Genomic DNA, 17,771 nt, shown 5'->3' with positions numbered 1-17,771 from the left:
AATGCATGCTCAGCCGACTCTGCAAGACAGCGCCGCAGTGCCAAACGACCAGCGCCAAAGCTCAAAGGCGATGCCAAAGATCGCCATCGTCGGCCTTGCCGTTCAGTATCCCGATGCCGACACACCTGAGCAGTTTTGGCAAAATCTGCTGGATAAAAAAGATTCACGCAGCCAAATTGATGCGGCCAAACTCAATACCAATCCTGTGGATTACCAAGGTGTTCAAGGCCAAGCAGACCGTTTTTATTGCGATAAGGGCGGCTATATCCGCAACTTTCATTTTGACCCACAGGGTTATCAGTTGCCGCCGACGGCCTTTGACGGGCTCGATGAAAGCTTTTTATGGGCATTAGATTGCAGTAAAAAGGCCCTGCTGGATGCGGGCGTAGATTTAACGGCGCCATTGCTTGAACGCACAGGGATAGTGATGGGCACGCTGTCGTTCCCGACCGCAAGCTCCAATGAGCTGTTTTTACCGATTTACCATCAAGCGGTTGAAAAGGCATTAAAAACCAAGCTTAATCAACCCGAATTTTCTCTAGAACCCTTCGCCAATGCGTCAATTGCGGACACACAACTGGCAGCCAATGGTGCCATTGCCCATACCGCGTCTAAATTGTTAAGCGATGCCCTCGGCCTTGGCGGTGCACAGCTCAGCCTCGATGCCGCCTGCGCCAGTTCTGTCTATGCCCTCAAATTGGCCTGCGATTATTTAACTACGGGCAAGGCCGACATGATGCTCGCGGGCGCGGTATCGGGCGCCGATCCCTTCTTTATCAATATGGGATTCTCGATTTTCCACGCCTATCCAGACCATGGGATTTCGGCGCCTTTCGATAGCAATAGCAAAGGCTTATTCGCAGGCGAAGGCGCAGGCGTATTAGTGCTTAAGCGTTTAGAGGATGCCGAGTGCGATGGCGATAATATCTATGCTGTGGTCAGTGGTATTGGCTTATCGAACGATGGCAAGGGCCAATTTGTCTTAAGCCCCAACAGTAAGGGCCAAGTGCAAGCCTTCGAGCGCGCCTATGCCGCCGCCAACACCCACCCGAGCAATATCGAAGTGATTGAATGCCATGCCACCGGCACACCGCTGGGGGATAAGGTTGAGCTCACTTCGATGGAGCGTTTTTTCGAAGATAAACTCGGCGGCACTAAGGCGCCGCTAATAGGTTCGGCTAAATCCAACCTTGGCCACTTACTCACAGCTGCCGGCATGCCAGGGATCATGAAGATGATTTTTGCCATGCGTTCAGGTCATCTACCGCCAAGTATCAATTTAACGGCGCCGATTTCATCACCTAAGGGGCTGTTTAGCGGTAATAATATTCCCACACAGCGTCAGGCTTGGCCCGATAAAACGGGCAACGATCGTCGCCATGCGGGGGTGTCTGTATTTGGTTTTGGCGGCTGCAATGCCCATCTGTTGTTGGAATCCTATCAGCCGACAGCGCACAGCGCCAAGAAGCAAGCCAACAAACCTGTTTATCAGCAGCAAGCATTAACCGTTATCGGCATGGCGTCGCATTTTGGGCCTTTAGCCTCTATCAATGCGTTGAATAAGGCGCTATTAGCCCAAACAGATGCCTTTATCCCACTGCCACCTAACCGCTGGAAAGGCTTAGATAAACATCCCGATATCTTGCAGCAATTTGGCCTAAATCGCGCGCCCAAAGGCGCCTATATCGAGCAGTTTGACTTCGACTTTTTGCGCTTTAAAGTGCCGCCCAATGAGGATGACAGACTTATCTCCCAGCAGCTTTTGCTGATCAAAGTCGCCGATGAGGCGATTCGCGATGCCAAGTTAACCGCTGGCAGCAAGGTCGCCGTGTTAGTGGCGATGGAAACCGAGCTTGAGCTGCACCAATTCCGTGGCCGGGTGAATTTGCACACCCAACTTGCGGATAGCTTAAAGAAACAAGGCGTTCACCTCTCTAATGATGAATACCTCGCCCTCGAAGCCATCGCCATGGACAGTGTGCTCGATGCCGCCAAGCTCAATCAATACACCAGCTTTATTGGCAATATTATGGCGTCGCGCATCGCCTCGCTGTGGGACTTTAACGGCCCAGCGTTTACCATTTCAGCCGCCGAGCAATCGGTCGCTCGCTGTATCGATGTGGCGCAAAACCTGCTGTCCCAAGAAGCCCTCGATGGCGTAGTGATTGCCGCTGTGGATTTAAGCGGCAGTATTGAACAGGTGATATTGAAAAACGCCGAGGTCGCCGTTGATCTCGATGCCAACAGCGCAAATCCACAATGGAAGGTGGGTGAAGGCGCGGGCGCTATCGTGCTAACCAGCCAGCAAGCGAGCAATAGTCAACAATCGGCTTACGGCCAAATTCGTGGTCAAGCATTTGGCACACATCATCAGCTGCCCAAGCTGCTTGATTCGCTGATAACCGAAACGGCTATCGCCAATCCTTCAGTACCCGTTGCCATCCATATGGTTGAGCAATGTATTGCCCCAGAAGAGCAACTGCCAGCGGAGCAGTTATTAGCGCAGCTTAATCTTATGGGGACGTCATGCAATCGAGTCGCCAATACCCTTGGGCATAACTTTGCCGCTGCGGGTATGGCCAGTATTTTGAGTGCCCTGTTGAGCCTAAAGAACGGGTCCGCAGGCTCGGATAAAAACACCGATAAGCAGGCATTAGTGTCTACCCAAAGCCAAGGAGTGAGCTCACTGCTGCTGTTAAGCCAAACTAAAGCGCAAGCGGAACAACTAGAGCGACGCCTAGCGCAAGATTTAACCTTGAGTGAGCAAAAACACTTAATCAAACCAGTCACGCTCGGTGGCCGCGATATCTATCAACATATTGTGGATACGCCACTGCCCGCACTTGCCACCATCCAAGGCAAGATGCGCCAGTTGCAGCCTATCGCACCACAGGCGACACAAACTGTAGCCACAGTGCGCGCAGCACTTGATACCACGGCTGAAAACGCCACCCCATTTGCCACATCAATAGCAGTAGAGAGCGGTATGTCATCTAACGCACCACACCAATATTCGGCGGCGCCCTTGGCGCAGGATAGGGCGTCGCAGGATAGCGCGGCACTGTTACAAAACCAGCAACTGTTGCAAAACCAGCAATTGGCCCGCGAGGCGCACTTAGCCTTTTTACAGAGCCGTGAGCAAGGGCTAAAACTGGCCGATGCGCTGTTAAAAGCGCAATTGTCCCAGACGACACAAATGGGGGCTGTTACACCCCATGTTGCCCCCAGCACAAATGTCGCTCCCGCGGCGCAGCAAGCGGTATCAGTCCCAGAACTAAAACCAGAGTTAAAACCCGATCACGCGAATGTCGCTCCCTATACGCCACCCATTCCTGCGGATAAGCCCTGCATTTGGAACTATCAGGATCTGGTGGAATATGCCGAGGGCGACATTGCCAAGGTCTTTGGCGCCGATTACGCCATTATCGACAGCTACGCACGCCGCGTGCGTCTGCCAACCTCGGATTATCTGCTAGTCTCGCGGGTGACTAAGCTCAACGCGCAAATGAACCGCTATCAACCGAGCACTATGACCACAGAGTACGACATTCCCGTGGATGCGCCCTTCTTGGTCGATGGCCAAATCCCTTGGGCAGTGGCGGTCGAGTCGGGTCAGTGCGACTTAATGCTGATCAGCTACTTAGGTATCGATTTTGAAAACAAAGGCGAGCGCGTCTATCGCTTGCTCGACTGCACTCTCACCTTCCTTGGGGATCTGCCCCGCGGCGGTGATACCCTGCGCTACGATATCTCCATCAACCACTTTGCCCGCAATGGCGATACCCTGCTGTTTTTCTTCTCCTACGAATGCTTCGTGGGCGATAAGCTGATCCTAAAAATGGACGGCGGCTGCGCGGGTTTCTTTACCGATAAAGAACTGGCCGATGGCAAAGGAGTGATCCGCACCGAGGCCGAAATTAAGCTGCGCGAGCAAGCACAAATTGCACTGGCCAATGAATATGCCCGAAACGGCAATAGGCCACGCTTCACGCCGCTACTTAACTGCGCGCAAACGGCCTTTAGCTACGGCCAAATCCATCGCCTACTGAGCGCCGACATTGGCGGCTGTTTCGGCGGTGAACATGCGGCCCATCAGGCGAAGTTTGGTCTCCAGCCATCACTGTGCTTCGCCTCGGAAAAATTCCTGATGATCGAGCAAGTCAGTAAACTCGAAGTGCATGGCGGCGCTTGGGGCTTAGGCTTGATTGAAGGTCACAAGCAATTAGCCCCCGACCATTGGTATTTCCCCTGCCATTTCAAGGGCGACCAAGTGATGGCTGGTTCCCTCATGGCCGAAGGTTGTGGCCAGTTACTGCAATTCTTTATGCTGCATATTGGTATGCACCTAGGTGTCACTAACGGTCGTTTCCAACCCCTTGAAAACGCATCGCAAAAAGTGCGCTGCCGCGGTCAGGTATTGCCACAATTTGGCACGCTCACCTATCGTATGGAAGTCAACGAAATTGGCATGAGCCCTCGCCCCTATGCCAAGGCGAATATCGATATTCTGCTCAATGGCAAAGTGGTGGTGGATTTCCAAAACCTCGGGGTGATGATTAAAGAAGAGGCGGATTGCACCCGCTATTCGCACAGCGGTTCTTCGCAAAGCCATTCTTCGCAAAGTAATGATGCCCAAGCAGCAAATATCGACAACCAAGCGGAACAAGCGCCACTGATGGCGCAAATCCCAGATGTTTCAGCTCCCGTGAATAAAGGCGTTGTGCCGCTTAAGCATGTAAGTGCGCCGATTGCGCCAGCAGGCTCTAAGTACGCCAACCGCGTGCCCGACACCCTGCCGTTTACGCCCTACCATTTGTTTGAGTTTGCCACCGGCGATATTGAAAACTGCTTCGGCCCCGATTTTAGTATTTACCGTGGCTTAATCCCACCGCGCACGCCCTGCGGCGATCTGCAACTCACCACCCGAGTGGTGGCCATTGAGGGCAAACGTGGCGAGCTGAAAAAGCCATCCTCCTGTATTGCCGAGTATGAAGTGCCCAGCAACGCGTGGTATTACGCTAAAAACAGTCACCCGAGCGTGATGCCTTACTCAGTGCTGATGGAAATCTCCCTACAGCCCAATGGCTTTATCTCGGGTTATATGGGCACGACCTTAGGTTTCCCGGGGCAGGAGTTATTCTTCCGCAACCTCGACGGCAGTGGCAAATTACTGCGCGAAGTGGATTTACGCGGTAAGACCATAGTCAATGATTCGCGCCTGCTGTCCACCGTGATTGCTGGCAGCAATATCATTCAAAACTTTAGCTTTGAGCTGAGCTGCGATGGCGAGCCTTTCTACCGTGGCAATGCGGTTTTCGGTTACTTTAAGGCCGATGCGCTTAAAAACCAGTTGGGTATCGACAATGGTAAAATTACCCAAGCGTGGCACATTGAGCGCGGTATCAAAGCCGACAACCAAATCAATCTGTTAGATAAAAACGGCCGCAGTTTTGTAGCGCCGCAGGGCAAGCCACACTACCGCCTCGCGGGTGGGCAGCTGAACTTTATCGACAAGGCCGAAATTGTAAAAACTGGCGGTAAGAAGGGGCTCGGATACTTATACGCCGAGCGCACCATTGACCCGAGCGATTGGTTCTTCCAGTTCCATTTCCATCAGGACCCTGTAATGCCAGGCTCCCTCGGCGTCGAGGCGATTATCGAATTACTGCAAACCTATGCCATAGACCAAGACCTAGGCGCAGGCTTCAATAATCCGAAATTTGGCCAAATTCTGTCAGAAATTAAATGGAAGTATCGCGGTCAAATTAATCCATTAAACAAACAGATGTCGCTGGATGTGCATATCACCAGCATTGAAGATAAAAACGGAAAACGCATCATCAAGGGCGATGCCAACCTGAGTAAGGATGGCCTGCGTATTTATGAGGTAACCGATATCGTAATCTGCATCGAAGAGGCATAGCGCGAGCGCCTAACTTGCGGCATTAGCCAAAGTTAGCTTAAACAGTACACAACAGCCGCAGTGCAAGGGAATAACCCCTCTGCGGCAAACAAATTCAGGCCCCAAACACCTAAAAGTGAATAGCCCAAATGACGAATACCACACTCGATAATAACACTCTCGATAATAATAAGCTCAGTCCTTGGCCGTGGCAGGTTGATGAAGCCGCCATCAGTTTCGATATCGATTCTCTTGGCAAAAAACTTAAAGATCTCAATCAAGCCTGTTACTTAGTCAATCATGCCGAAAAAGGCCTAGGCATTGCCCAAAGCGCCGAGGTGGTCGGTCTTGCAGAAGCTCAACCCTGCAATGGTTTACACAAAAGCAATGGTTTGCATCCGGTGAGTGCCTTCGCCCCTGCCCTTGGCACCCAAAGCTTGGGCGACAGTAATTTTCGCCGCGTGCATGGGGTAAAATACGCCTACTACGCGGGCGCCATGGCTAACGGTATCGCCTCGGAAGAGTTAGTTATCGCCTTAGGTCAAGCGGGCATTCTGTGCTCCTTTGGCGCGGCGGGGTTAATTCCATCGCGCGTGGAAGCCGCGATTAAACGCATTCAAACGGCATTGCCCAATGGCCCCTACGCCTTTAACCTCATTCACAGCCCGAGCGAGCCAGCGCTTGAGCGTGGCAGTGTCGAACTCTTCCTTAAGCATCAAGTGCGCACGGTTGAGGCCTCGGCCTTCTTGGGCTTAACACCGCAAATCGTCTATTACCGCGCAGCAGGCCTGAGTCGCGACGCCAACGGCGAGATTGTGATTGGCAACAAAGTGATAGCTAAAATCAGCCGCACCGAGGTGGCGACCAAGTTTATGGAGCCCGCCCCCGTTAAGATGCTGCAACAATTAGTGAACGAAGGGCTTATCAGCGAAGACCAAATGCTAATGGCGCAATCTGTGCCCATGGCCGATGACATTACCGCCGAAGCCGACTCTGGCGGCCACACCGACAACCGCCCTCTGGTCACGCTATTGCCGACCATTTTGGCACTCAAAGATACTATTCAAGCCAAGTACCAATACAAAACGCCGATCCGAGTGGGCGCAGGTGGTGGTATCGGCACGCCCGATGCGGCGCTGGCGACCTTCAATATGGGTGCGGCCTATATTGTCACCGGCTCAATTAACCAAGCCTGTGTTGAGGCGGGAGCCAGCGAACATACCCGTAAATTACTCACCACCACCGAAATGGCCGATGTAACTATGGCGCCCGCCGCCGATATGTTTGAAATGGGCGTTAAGTTACAAGTGGTTAAGCGCGGCACCCTATTCCCTATGCGCGCTAACAAACTCTACGAGATTTACACCCGCTACGACTCGATTGAGGCGATTCCAACAGAGGAAAGGCAAAAGCTGGAAGAGCAAGTATTTCGCGCCTCATTAGATGAGATTTGGGCAGGCACTGTGGCGCACTTTAATGAGCGCGATCCTAAACAAATTGAGCGTGCACTGGATAACCCAAAACGTAAAATGGCATTGATTTTCCGCTGGTATTTGGGTCTTTCGAGCCGCTGGTCAAACACGGGCGAAGTCGGCCGCGAAATGGATTATCAGATTTGGGCAGGCCCCGCCCTCGGCGCCTTTAATGCTTGGGCTAAAGGCAGTTATTTAGATGATTACCGCGAGCGCAATGCGGTGGATTTGGCGAAACATTTAATGCAGGGCGCCGCCTACCAAGCACGGATTAACCTGTTGTTATCCCAAGGGGTAAGTATTCCGGTCAGCCTGCAACGCTGGAAACCACTGCAACGCTGCTAATTCGCTTTGCTAAATCGTATTGAGCGGGTTAAGTGAAAACTAAACCTGCTTTTTTACATTCATTTTTGGGCTTAAAACCGATTGGAGTTCCGTTTCCGCTCTGCATTGTCACTTCAGTGGCACGCCGTAAACCCATCCTAGGGGCTCATCGGAAAAATCCATTTTTCCGATGAGCCCACTCTGTCACAGAACGTAGCGCGACAATCCTCGCCTGCAAGCTATGGCGTTTAATGGAGCTAAATCGATATGAAATAAATCTATCTGTCATATCATTATGAATAACATCAAGCCTAGCTTTTTGTTAAGTGCCTAAGCTTTTTATGAATTAGAATCCTAAAAAACTTAATTACATAACCCCATATACTCATAAGTCAGATCTTGCACCTCGTTTTTATCTGTGAAGCATCCATATCCTGAATAGCCACGTATAGGCGTCCGCAAGCGACAAATTTCCCCACCGCCCTCATCTAGAACACCTGCCCAATGGCCATATATTTCATCATTAGACAGAGGAGTTTGTGTAGTGGCTTGAGTTTTGTTTAGTTCAAAAAATTGCACTAGGCATGGATCAACCTTATCCCCATAAAATCGCACTGAATTATCACTACCTGATGGTGTGAAAAGGTCACTAATTGAAACACCTCCAGCATAAGAAAGATCTGGCTCTAATTCAAAATTAAAACTTATATTTTTATTCCCTTCCCTATAATATTCACCTACATATGATACACTAAAAGTTAGTCTATTATCTGGAGCAACACGGTAATCATTTTTGTCATAAATCACATGCACAAATATTTTTCTCGCATTACTATGATTAAAAATAATATCAACATCAGTAAGCTCTAGATTCAGCCCTGTCAGATCTGTATCCTTAAAGCCACCAACAAACTGCGTCCAAGTTAGATCCTTTAAACTTGCCTTCATTAAAGCACCAAGCTCATTCAACACTCGTTGTTTATAATCTTTTGATGTAAAAAAATCAGTTGGGAAAGATGACATACTACACTGGGCATTTTTATTATAATCAAGCTTTTGATCAAACTTTGCAGATGGCACTTTCTTATTTAAATTGCTGTTATCATATTCTCCAGCATAAGCCACAATTGATTTCGAACTAAGTTGACCAAATGAATTATCAATTTGATAAAATATGTCTAAATCATTCTTCTCACCTTGTGTTAATGGTAATGACTTTATCTCACTGCCACCCAATTTCCCCGTGGATTGGACAATAAACTTGCTTGCAATTTTTGAAGTGGGATTTACTACAATCATTTTTTCATTTTGATTATAACAACCCTTTTCGTCTTGAGAAGTCTCTCCTTTTGATGTTGTAAACTTACAGTTATTCGAAAGAGCCTCTTTTTTCACTAAGCTAATAAAATCCGCATTGCTACAATTATGACATACGTATACTGCAGTCTTTGAGGTTGTGGAACCATATGAAAAAAAGCTGATAAGCGGAAAAATTAAAAAAACACCATGAAAAAACTTTAACATCCTCATTTACAATTTCGTCCAAACTCTATTAAAGATATAATATTGCCATGTAGCCTTAGTACATAAAATACATCATTAGTATAAAAATCACGACCACTGTGAAGATGAAAAATTATCTTTTAAAAAATAAATGTAGAATCTTTAATTCACCTACAAATTGCTCTTGCTTTAAATGACTTGAATGAGAGCTATCAGAACGCGAGACAGTATCCAAGGCAATAAATTGAGTTAATTTAATTCAAGAATGGCATGTTTCGGACGAGATAAGTCATCCCGTAGTGCTTGGGTGGTACTCAGCAGTGATAGTTTTCGAACCAACACCAATAAGTAGCTATCAGCTAAGGTGAAAATTCTGGACAGAAAATATTACTACCCATTCTAAACCAACAACATCATACCCTCTCGGACTCCTCCAAAGCCATTATGCTGTTTCTCACAATTTTCTAATGGCAACTCTTACCGAATCGCAGGTAAAAATTGCCTATCTCGCTTATATCAGCCAATACTCCCGCCAATACGACATTTAAAAATTACATTAATAATCAGTAAATTAGTCAATAATTTCAAAGTTGGCATTAAGCTCGCAATATCCCCTTTGTGAGTTTATTGCGGGATTGAGTGATAACGGTATGTAAGACGCAACTTAGCACATTCAACTTACTTCACTAGCTCTCAACAACGAACTCCACTAGCTCACTCGACGTAAACATGCAAAGTGAAAGAAGACAGAAAAACCGAAATAAGACAAAGGAGGTGGCTATGTTAGGTTGGACCTTAATGTTTCTGGTTGTGGCCATTATCGCCGGACTGTTTGGATTTACGGGGATCGCTGGCGCCGCAGCGGGGATCGCAAAGATTATTTTCTTCCTATTTATTGTATTACTTGTGATTTCCCTGCTGGTCAATGCCCTTAAGGGCAAGGCACCACGCGCTTAAATTGGATAAAAGGAGAATCAATATGAAACCTATGACCATAATTACCACTGCATTTTTAGCCTTATTATTAACCTTTGGATTGTCAGCCTGTAGCGACAACCACGCCGAGGATGCAGGCGAAAAAATCGATGAAGCCATCACTGATACCGGCAATGCAATTGAAGATGCCTGTGAAGAACTGAAAGAAGGCGTTAAAGCGAAAGATACGCGCTGCTAAAACGGATGACAGCGAGTAGTGAGTCCCACAAACGAGCCTATCAGGATAACCACAGTTCAATTGAGTACCACCGAGCCACTTTATCGCGACAGTCATTGGTTACGATAAAGTGGGTTTCCCTGAGGCTCGCCGTTTATCGATGGAGGAGATGCCAATGCTGAGTAGGATCCACATTAAGTATTTCTACCTGTTCGGAGCGCTGTTATTTGGCTATTTCGCCGTAACGGGGCACTCCCCTATCCTCACCTTTATTTGGGCATGGAGCAGCCTATCCCTCGCCCTTGTCGGCTCGGCCTATTGGTTTAATCTCGCCAGTATTTTTAGAAAACGTCAGGATGGTTCCATCCCTTGGTATATTCGTTGGGGCTTTATTCCATTTTTACTAGGATGCCGACTCTATAATCTCTGGGCGCGGCGCCGTGATAGCGTGCCTTCAATGCAAGCCATTGATAAATATCTGTACTTGGGTAGCCGCTTAAGCGCTGCCGATTTACCTAAACTAAATCGTTATGGCATTACCGCCATTTTAGATGTCACCGCCGAATTTGACGGCCTCGATGTGTCCCTGTATGAGGATCATATCGACTATCTGAATATCCCTATTCTTGACCACAGTGTGCCGACTAGCGCCCAATTAAATCAGGCGATTAACTGGTTACACCGTCAAGTACGCGCCCAAAAGCGGGTATTAATCCACTGTGCGCTCGGCCGCGGGCGATCCGTAATGGTGCTGGCCGCTTATCTTGTGTGCCGCCGCCCCGAGCTCAGCTTTGCCGAGGTGCTGCAACAGATTAAAAGCATTCGTAAAACCGCAGGGTTAAATCGCTGGCAACTTAAAGCGCTGGAGCAGATGTACACTCAAGGGGAAATCAAACTGCATAAGCGAGCCTGGATTATCGCCAATCCCGTCTCTGGCGCGGGTAAATGGCAGACCCATGGCGAACAAATTTGTACTGAACTGAAACGCTATTTTGAGGTGCAGTTAGCGCTCACCACGCCAGAGATTAGCGCCCAAACCCAAGCGAAAAAAGCCCGGCTTCAGGGCGCCGATATCATCATCGCTTGCGGGGGCGATGGCACAGTCACTGAGGTCGCTGCGGAGATTATCGACACCGATATCACCTTAGGCATTATCCCGTTAGGCACCACCAATGCCCTGTCACACGCCCTCTTTGGTTTAAGCAGTAAGCTGAATGCTGTCTCCCAAGCCCTTGATAATATTATCCAAGGCCAGACACAGACCATAGACACGGCGCGTTGCAATGAGCGACTGGTGTTGCTGCTGGTCGGCATTGGGTTTGAGCAGCAAATGATTGAGTCGGCGAGCCGCGAGCGTAAAAATGCTCTCGGCCAACTCGCCTACCTCGATGGTTTGTGGCGCGCGGTGAACACCAACACCAACCTCGAGTTGCAGCTAACTTTAGATGACCAAGCCCCAATGACAGTGCAAACCCACAGCCTAGTGGTTGCCAATGCCGCGCCTTTTACCAGCTTACTCGCCCAAGGTAAGGGCAAACCCAATATGACCGACGGCTTGTTGGATATCACTTGGTTAGATTCAAATAATGAGCCGAATGAACAGCTTATCAGTTTGGCTGAACTGGCTTTTACCGGCTGGATTAAAGAGGCCGCCAATAGCGACTCTGGAACCTCGGCCAACACAGGCAAAGTGAAACATGCCCACGCGAAAAAGGTGAAGATCAGCAGTCAGCCCCAATGCAAGTATGTGATTGATGGCGAGATTTGTGAGCCGGAGGAACTCAATATTGATATCCTGCCCGCCTCTTTGAAGGTGTTTGTGCCTTATCAAGAATCGACTGAAAATGCTATCGACCCAAAAATCACGTAAATGACACTATCGCGATGTTTATTAAGATAAAAACAGCAAGCGCAATAAGCACTCGCATAAAATTAAATTCACTCACTTTGGGGTGGGATTTTTGAGGACTATTGCTAAAATCCTGAAACTTACAGCCTATCGCTTGCGCGCATTGCTGCAAAACTTGCTGTAATTCCTGCTTGTCAGTGCTGTTAGCCAATTTCAATTGACTCCCTTTAGGCTGCTGCACTTGTAAATAGGCGAGATAGTGATCGACCGTATCTTCCGCTTGGCGGTTACGGTCGAGCTGGTGCCAATGGGTTGTTTGTAGCAGATAGAGTTGCACAGCATTAATATCTGAAAAGGCATAGGCGCGCCAACGCCACAATCCAGGCGACTTCCCATTGAATACACCTTTACCGAGCCACAATTGCTGTCGCTCGGTATCTAACCAAGATTGTTGCCGAACTAACGCTAGCGGCAGTACAGGGAACAACAGAAAAAATGCCACCCAACCAAGCACAAGCCGTAACACGGGCTCGGGTTGTAACCAGGCCGCCCTCGCACAAAGCAATCCAAGCACTAACAAGGCAACGGCAAAAAACCACAGTAGAGGTCGGTACTGGGTACTCAACGCCTTGAGATAAAGCGCACTCTTAGGAGGTTGATTAAGTGTCACTGAACTTGTTCCTTGTTCCTTGTTCCTTGTTCCTTGTTCCAAAAATTATCTCACCATCTCAAATTGACCTGTGCTAGTAACAATATGAGGCATTGATAGTTTACACAATCAACACCTAACTTATTTTTAGATCCTTTCGAGTTAAACCAACGACTCACATCAATGGAAATAACCGTTGCGATATCGCTCATACTGCAACGAAAAGCTGCAACTTTGCAGTTGCAGCTAAGGTGTTATTGACCCGCAGCGGTATCCTCACCAGTCCAGAGTCGCATGATGCGATAAGGTGGTTTGGCTGTTTCAGCTTCGCCATTAAAGGCTTTTGCTTTATGCAATTGATTCACTGAAATATATAACCAGCCCGTTTCACCAAATTGCACACTATCGGGAAAATCCAGTAGTGGAGAACTGACCGCTGTTGATAGCGTACCGTTGTTATCTAGCATAGATATGGCATTGTGGTTCAAATTGGTGAAGTAATGATTACCTTGTTTGGACGTTGCAGCGCCATCTGACACTGGCTTAGCTCCGACTAATTTTACAGTCGCGATAATTTTATCATTACTGCCTGTTTGTAAAGCCGCAGTTGATAACTGATACCAGTGAGTGCCATTCATTGCACCATAATAGAGTGTACTTCCATCGGCAGATAAACTGATGGGATTGACCGCGACACTGGCGACCTTGCCATTAAACAATGTTGTTTTGTTATCTATGTTCATTACTGCATCCGCTTCGGCCTGCAGCGAGCAATGACCTGAAAAACGTACGGTATGACCATCGTCGATACGCACTGCTAAGAGGCCTGGGTTGGCGATATCGGCTAAATAAATCCAGCCTTTTTGTGAATCGACAACCAAATCCTGCATAAAGCTGCCTTTGGGCGCGAGTGCTTGTGGTAGGACAATTTGTTTATATAGACTGCCATCCTTAATGTTGAATCCCCAAATCCTCGTCTGACCTAATTCTAACCCCATATCTGCGGTCCAGAGGTGTCCAGCTTTGTCCTGAGCAATCCCTAATAAGGTATCAAATTGAGTCATATTGGCAGTCGAAGCTTTTTGTAAATCCATTGAAGGCCAAGCTTTGTAAGCATTGGTTTCACGATTAACTTCAATCAGTTGTAAACCTGACGGCGTATCAAGTGGATGTACAGTGGCAAAAATCCGACCTTGTGCAGTGACGCTGACATTGCCAGGTCGTATTGGCAATTCAGCGACTGTTTCAAGACTTCCTACCGCTGGGGTAGCGTTTACAAAACTACTGGCAGTCAAAGAAAGCCATAATGCTGTAGTAAATAAGTGTTTCATATTCTATCTCCGCTTTTCTGTTTAAGGGCTGTAGAATAGGAGTTATTATTTACAAAAAAAATAGTGTAAAAATCGGTTATGTTTCAATATTAATTTGATAATCAGCACTATTCCGCCGTCGGCTCACCCGCTTCGACTTGTTGCTCGTACTTGCTGAGCTTGTTGTAGAGGGTTTTTACACTGATCCCCAGTTGCTCGGCAGTGTCGGTTTTGTTGCCCTGACTCGTTTCAAGCGCTTGGTAAATGGCGATTTTTTCTAGCTCCTCAAGGCGCATACCTTGGGGGATCACCACATTTTCCTCCGCAGCCGCCTCCTTATCCAAGCTGGGCGTAAGCTGTAAATGCTCAGGGGTAATCTCATGGTCCGCCAGAATATAAGCGCGCTCGATAGCATGTTTTAACTCGCGCACATTCCCCGGCCAAGCGTGGGCCGCAATCGCCTCTAAACTTGAGGGCGAGAACACTTTGCTCTGTTTTTCCGCCGCATTGCGATAGGCCAGAAAATGCTTCGCAAGTCCGACTATATCTTCCCCGCGCTCCCGCAATGGCGGCACTTGAATAGGGAAATGCGCTAAGCGAAAGTACAAATCTTCCCGCAGTTGTCCTTGCTCAATCGCCACTAAAGGATCGCGGTTTGTCGCCGCCACAATACGCACATTGGCCTTGAGCACCTTAGGGCTGCCGACGGGACGATATTCATTATTTTCGAGCACTCTTAATAGCTTAACTTGATGCTCGATGGGCATTTCGGTGACTTCATCGAGGAATAAGGTGCCGCCTTCGGCCTGCTCAAATACCCCTTGGTGATCGCGAGTCGCGCCGGTGAAGGCGCCTTTAATATGGCCGAAGAGTTCACTATCGACCAATTCTGGGCTCAAGGCGCCACAGTTAATCGCAATATAGGGCTTATTCACCCGCGGGCTGGCTAAATGAATGGTATTGGCGACCAGTTCTTTACCCGCACCACTCTCACCGATAATCAACACATTGCTCTCGGCGGCCGACACGCGGCGGATAGTGCAGTACAAACGGTGCATAGGTAACGAGGAACCCACCAGCAAACCATATTGGTCTAACTCGCTAGCATAGGGACGAATGCGCGTCGAGGTATTGGCAACCAGATGCTGGGCAAAATCGGCTAAGGTTTCGCACAGCAAGGACATATCGATGGGCTTACGGAAATGGTAGCCCGCGTATTTGGACAAGAGTGTATCGAGGTGAGGATTCGGCAGGCCATCGGAGAGAAAAATAAACTCCACATCCGCAATGGCGCTGGACTCGAGTAAGGCTAAGTAATCTTCACGGCTAAGACGGGGCAGCTCAATGATCGCCACATCGATACGATTGGCCTCCAGCTGACTAATCCAAGATAAATCATCGCTACTGCGTAGCTTGTTGTAGGTCTGTGCGCCTTCGAGCTTCACTAATGCCTGCTCGGTTTCGACGTCCTGTAGATGATAGAAAAGCGTTGGTCGGATCATCTTGTGCTACTCCCTGTGAATAAGGAATCACTGTATGCCAGCTGTGAAACTTTAACAATCTTAACGGTAAGAGTTGCCGACAATAGTCGGCCTACTGGCGACAATGGATAAATATCATCAGTTAAATCAAACCATTAACTTATCATTAAAAAGTGAACGAAATATGCATAGAAGCTGAATGAAACTGATATTTCCATGAAAATGTGGGCAATCCGTGTCGGCGGAGCTGCCCAAACTACCACAGGAGGTCGTTATGACGTCTAATGTTGCGCAACATCAGACCGATCTGAGCGCCGATATTAAGCTGGTTAATGAGTTAATCGAGCTGACGCAAACCGGCGTGGATTTTTATACTCGGGCCAATACCACTGTCGATGACTACAGCCTAAAACGCATTTTTATTGCCCAAATCAACACATACCAAGGGATGCTGGCGCGATTTAGGCAACTGCTCGCCCAATCATTACAGTACATAGGCCCGCACTCGGTGCCGCCGTCGCAGACTCGGCCCGATGCCGATGTCGATGCTTTACTTATTAAACAACAACTCGCCGATGCCCTCGTCGTACTCTGTGAGCTTGAGCGTCAGCGCCTTAACCACCTCAAACAGTTAATTAAAAAAGCCAATCACCCAAGGTTAATCAGCCAATTGGCCGAGGATATTGCTTGGCTACAAATCCATTTGGATACCTTACACCTGCGTAGCCAAGCCCTGTAAGGCAGCAATGCCAGCCAATAACGCGGCCAACTGAGCCGCGTTTTTGTTGCCTGCGATCTGGCGATTCTTAACGCCTATCTTGCTTAAGCCCAATCGCTTTATCACCCTCGGTAATATTTACATTTTGTCGGTAAAAAGCGCCGAGCTTGCTTTTGGATTAAACAGTCGAAACGAGCCGAAAATAAAAATAATCAACTTAAAATCAATCAGATAAGAATATTGGCACGATTCACGCTTTAGTCCCTTCGAGATAACAACGGAGGATATCATTATGAAAAACACGACAACTTTAGCCTTAACCACCTTACTTGTCGGTTCTATCAGCTTAAATGTGACCGCCGCACAGGATTGGAAAGACGATGCCAAAGATGCTTGGCTCGATGGCAAGGCCGAAACGACTTTGTTGCTTAATACTAACCTCAACTCCTTTGACATTATGACCGACGTGAAAAACGGCCATGTTACCTTAACCGGTAAAGTGGAAAGCAGTGTCGATAAGGCGCTCGCAGCGGAGCTGATCAAAAGCTTGGACGGGGTAAAAGGGGTTGAAAACAAATTAACCGTGATGAATGAAAACGAGAGCACCAGTGAGGTAGTGAAGACCTTAACCGACTCTAAGGTCGCAACTGTGGTGAAAACCCGCCTGTTGTTCTCGACCGACGTTTCTGGCACCCAAATTAATGTAGATGTTGCCGATGGCGTAGTGACCTTACAGGGTGAAGTGGCCAGCGATGCCGAGCGTCAATTAGCACTGACCATTGCCAAAAATACCGATGATGTGAAAAAGGTCGTCGATAAGATCAAAGTCAAAACCTCATAATGGTCCTGACATTCCGCCCTTGCTAATTCAACCCTTGATAACTCAGCTGTTGGTATTAGTCACTCGGGCAAAAACCACAAAACCAGCTTCGGCTGGTTTTGTTTTATCGGCGCGATGTTATGTTAATCATGCCTTAGGCTTCCTGTTCAAAGCAGAAGCTAAATTCATAAAAATGTTGACCGTTTTCAATGCTTATCGCCATAGTACCGTAGAGCCCTGTGAGTTCACCCGCGCCAGAATGGGGAACGACCTCAAGGTGTAAGCGGTTTTGCCCATCGGTCATAATGCCAAAATGTTGCAGCACAAAACTGCCCTGTCTGCCGCACAGTTTACCCACGACTTGTTCAATCGCCACATAACCAGCAGAGCCTTTTACCGCGGTCATGGCACTGAGCATTTCGCCTTGGCTGCGGGCCTCTAGCTCACCATAAAAGGTTTTATCTAAAGTCATTCTGCCCAAGTTCACACCGCCCACACCTGTGGCATAGGCATTCTCGGGATTGAGCTTAACATCAAATTTGCCTGTGACTTTGGTCATTTCCATAACACGCTCCTTGTTTTAATTTTAT

Annotated in this window: 12 protein-coding genes; 7 read left to right on the top strand and 5 right to left on the bottom strand. The window is 48.2% G+C overall.

Features of this window, described 5'->3' with window-relative positions; genetic code table 11:
* Position 1: 1 nt before the first annotated feature.
* Both HG547_RS00250 and pfaD read left to right on the top strand, forming a co-directional pair.
* Positions 2–5,923 (top strand): beta-ketoacyl synthase N-terminal-like domain-containing protein, encoded by a 5,922-nt coding sequence (locus tag HG547_RS00250; protein ID WP_169546787.1) that lies wholly within the window; start codon positions 2–4, stop codon positions 5,921–5,923.
* A gap of 128 nt (positions 5,924–6,051) precedes the next feature.
* On the top strand, positions 6,052–7,719 hold the full coding sequence (pfaD, locus tag HG547_RS00245) for an eicosapentaenoate synthase subunit PfaD (protein WP_169546544.1): 1,668 nt from the start codon (positions 6,052–6,054) through the stop codon (positions 7,717–7,719).
* A 342-nt stretch (positions 7,720–8,061) separates the two neighbouring features.
* On the opposite strand, the gene HG547_RS00240 is transcribed toward pfaD, so the two are convergent.
* Entirely contained in the window at positions 8,062–9,222 is a 1,161-nt protein-coding gene (locus HG547_RS00240; RefSeq protein WP_169546543.1) for a hypothetical protein, read from the bottom strand.
* Between the two features lie 759 nt (positions 9,223–9,981).
* Between HG547_RS00240 and HG547_RS00235 the strand changes: the two genes are divergently transcribed.
* The 3 genes from HG547_RS00235 (at position 9,982) to HG547_RS00225 (ending at position 12,224) form a co-directional block, all read left to right on the top strand.
* Positions 9,982–10,158: a DUF1328 domain-containing protein gene (locus HG547_RS00235; protein WP_011626732.1), complete on the top strand. Its 177-nt coding sequence runs from the start codon at positions 9,982–9,984 to the stop codon at positions 10,156–10,158.
* Between the two features lie 22 nt (positions 10,159–10,180).
* A complete protein-coding gene (locus HG547_RS00230; RefSeq protein WP_023267356.1) occupies positions 10,181–10,375 on the top strand; it encodes a hypothetical protein in 195 nt (64 codons plus the stop codon).
* Positions 10,376–10,529: 154 nt separating this feature from the next.
* Positions 10,530–12,224, top strand: coding sequence for a diacylglycerol kinase family protein (locus HG547_RS00225; RefSeq protein WP_047536307.1), 1,695 nt, complete (start codon positions 10,530–10,532; stop codon positions 12,222–12,224).
* Here HG547_RS00225 and HG547_RS00220 read toward each other — a convergent pair.
* The 3 genes from HG547_RS00220 to HG547_RS00210 all read right to left on the bottom strand — a co-directional run bounded on the left by HG547_RS00220 (position 12,217) and on the right by HG547_RS00210 (position 15,664).
* Positions 12,217–12,873, bottom strand: coding sequence for a hypothetical protein (locus tag HG547_RS00220; protein ID WP_047536305.1), 657 nt, complete (start codon positions 12,871–12,873; stop codon positions 12,217–12,219). The genes HG547_RS00225 and HG547_RS00220 overlap by 8 nt on opposite strands.
* 233 nt (positions 12,874–13,106) lie before the next feature.
* The gene (locus HG547_RS00215) at positions 13,107–14,183 is read right to left on the bottom strand and encodes an L-dopachrome tautomerase-related protein (RefSeq protein ID WP_169546542.1); all 1,077 of its coding nucleotides are present in this window, start codon (positions 14,181–14,183) and stop codon (positions 13,107–13,109) included.
* Positions 14,184–14,290: 107 nt separating this feature from the next.
* Positions 14,291–15,664 (bottom strand): sigma-54 dependent transcriptional regulator, encoded by a 1,374-nt coding sequence (locus tag HG547_RS00210; RefSeq protein ID WP_169546541.1) that lies wholly within the window; start codon positions 15,662–15,664, stop codon positions 14,291–14,293.
* Positions 15,665–15,917: 253 nt separating this feature from the next.
* On the opposite strand from HG547_RS00210, the gene HG547_RS00205 reads away from it, so the two are divergent.
* Positions 15,918–16,382: a hypothetical protein gene (locus HG547_RS00205; protein ID WP_169546540.1), complete on the top strand. Its 465-nt coding sequence runs from the start codon at positions 15,918–15,920 to the stop codon at positions 16,380–16,382.
* A 271-nt stretch (positions 16,383–16,653) separates the two neighbouring features.
* A complete protein-coding gene (locus tag HG547_RS00200; protein ID WP_037425750.1) occupies positions 16,654–17,202 on the top strand; it encodes a BON domain-containing protein in 549 nt (182 codons plus the stop codon).
* A 133-nt stretch (positions 17,203–17,335) separates the two neighbouring features.
* On the opposite strand, the gene HG547_RS00195 is transcribed toward HG547_RS00200, so the two are convergent.
* On the bottom strand, positions 17,336–17,746 hold the full coding sequence (locus HG547_RS00195) for a DUF3224 domain-containing protein (RefSeq protein ID WP_047536299.1): 411 nt from the start codon (positions 17,744–17,746) through the stop codon (positions 17,336–17,338).
* Positions 17,747–17,771: the final 25 nt, after the last annotated feature.

Source organism: Shewanella sp. DNRA4, from assembly GCF_012843185.1.
Lineage (GTDB): Bacteria > Pseudomonadota > Gammaproteobacteria > Enterobacterales > Shewanellaceae > Shewanella > Shewanella xiamenensis.
Note: the sequence above shows the minus strand (reverse complement) of the source record. Positions and strands in the feature narration are given on the sequence as shown.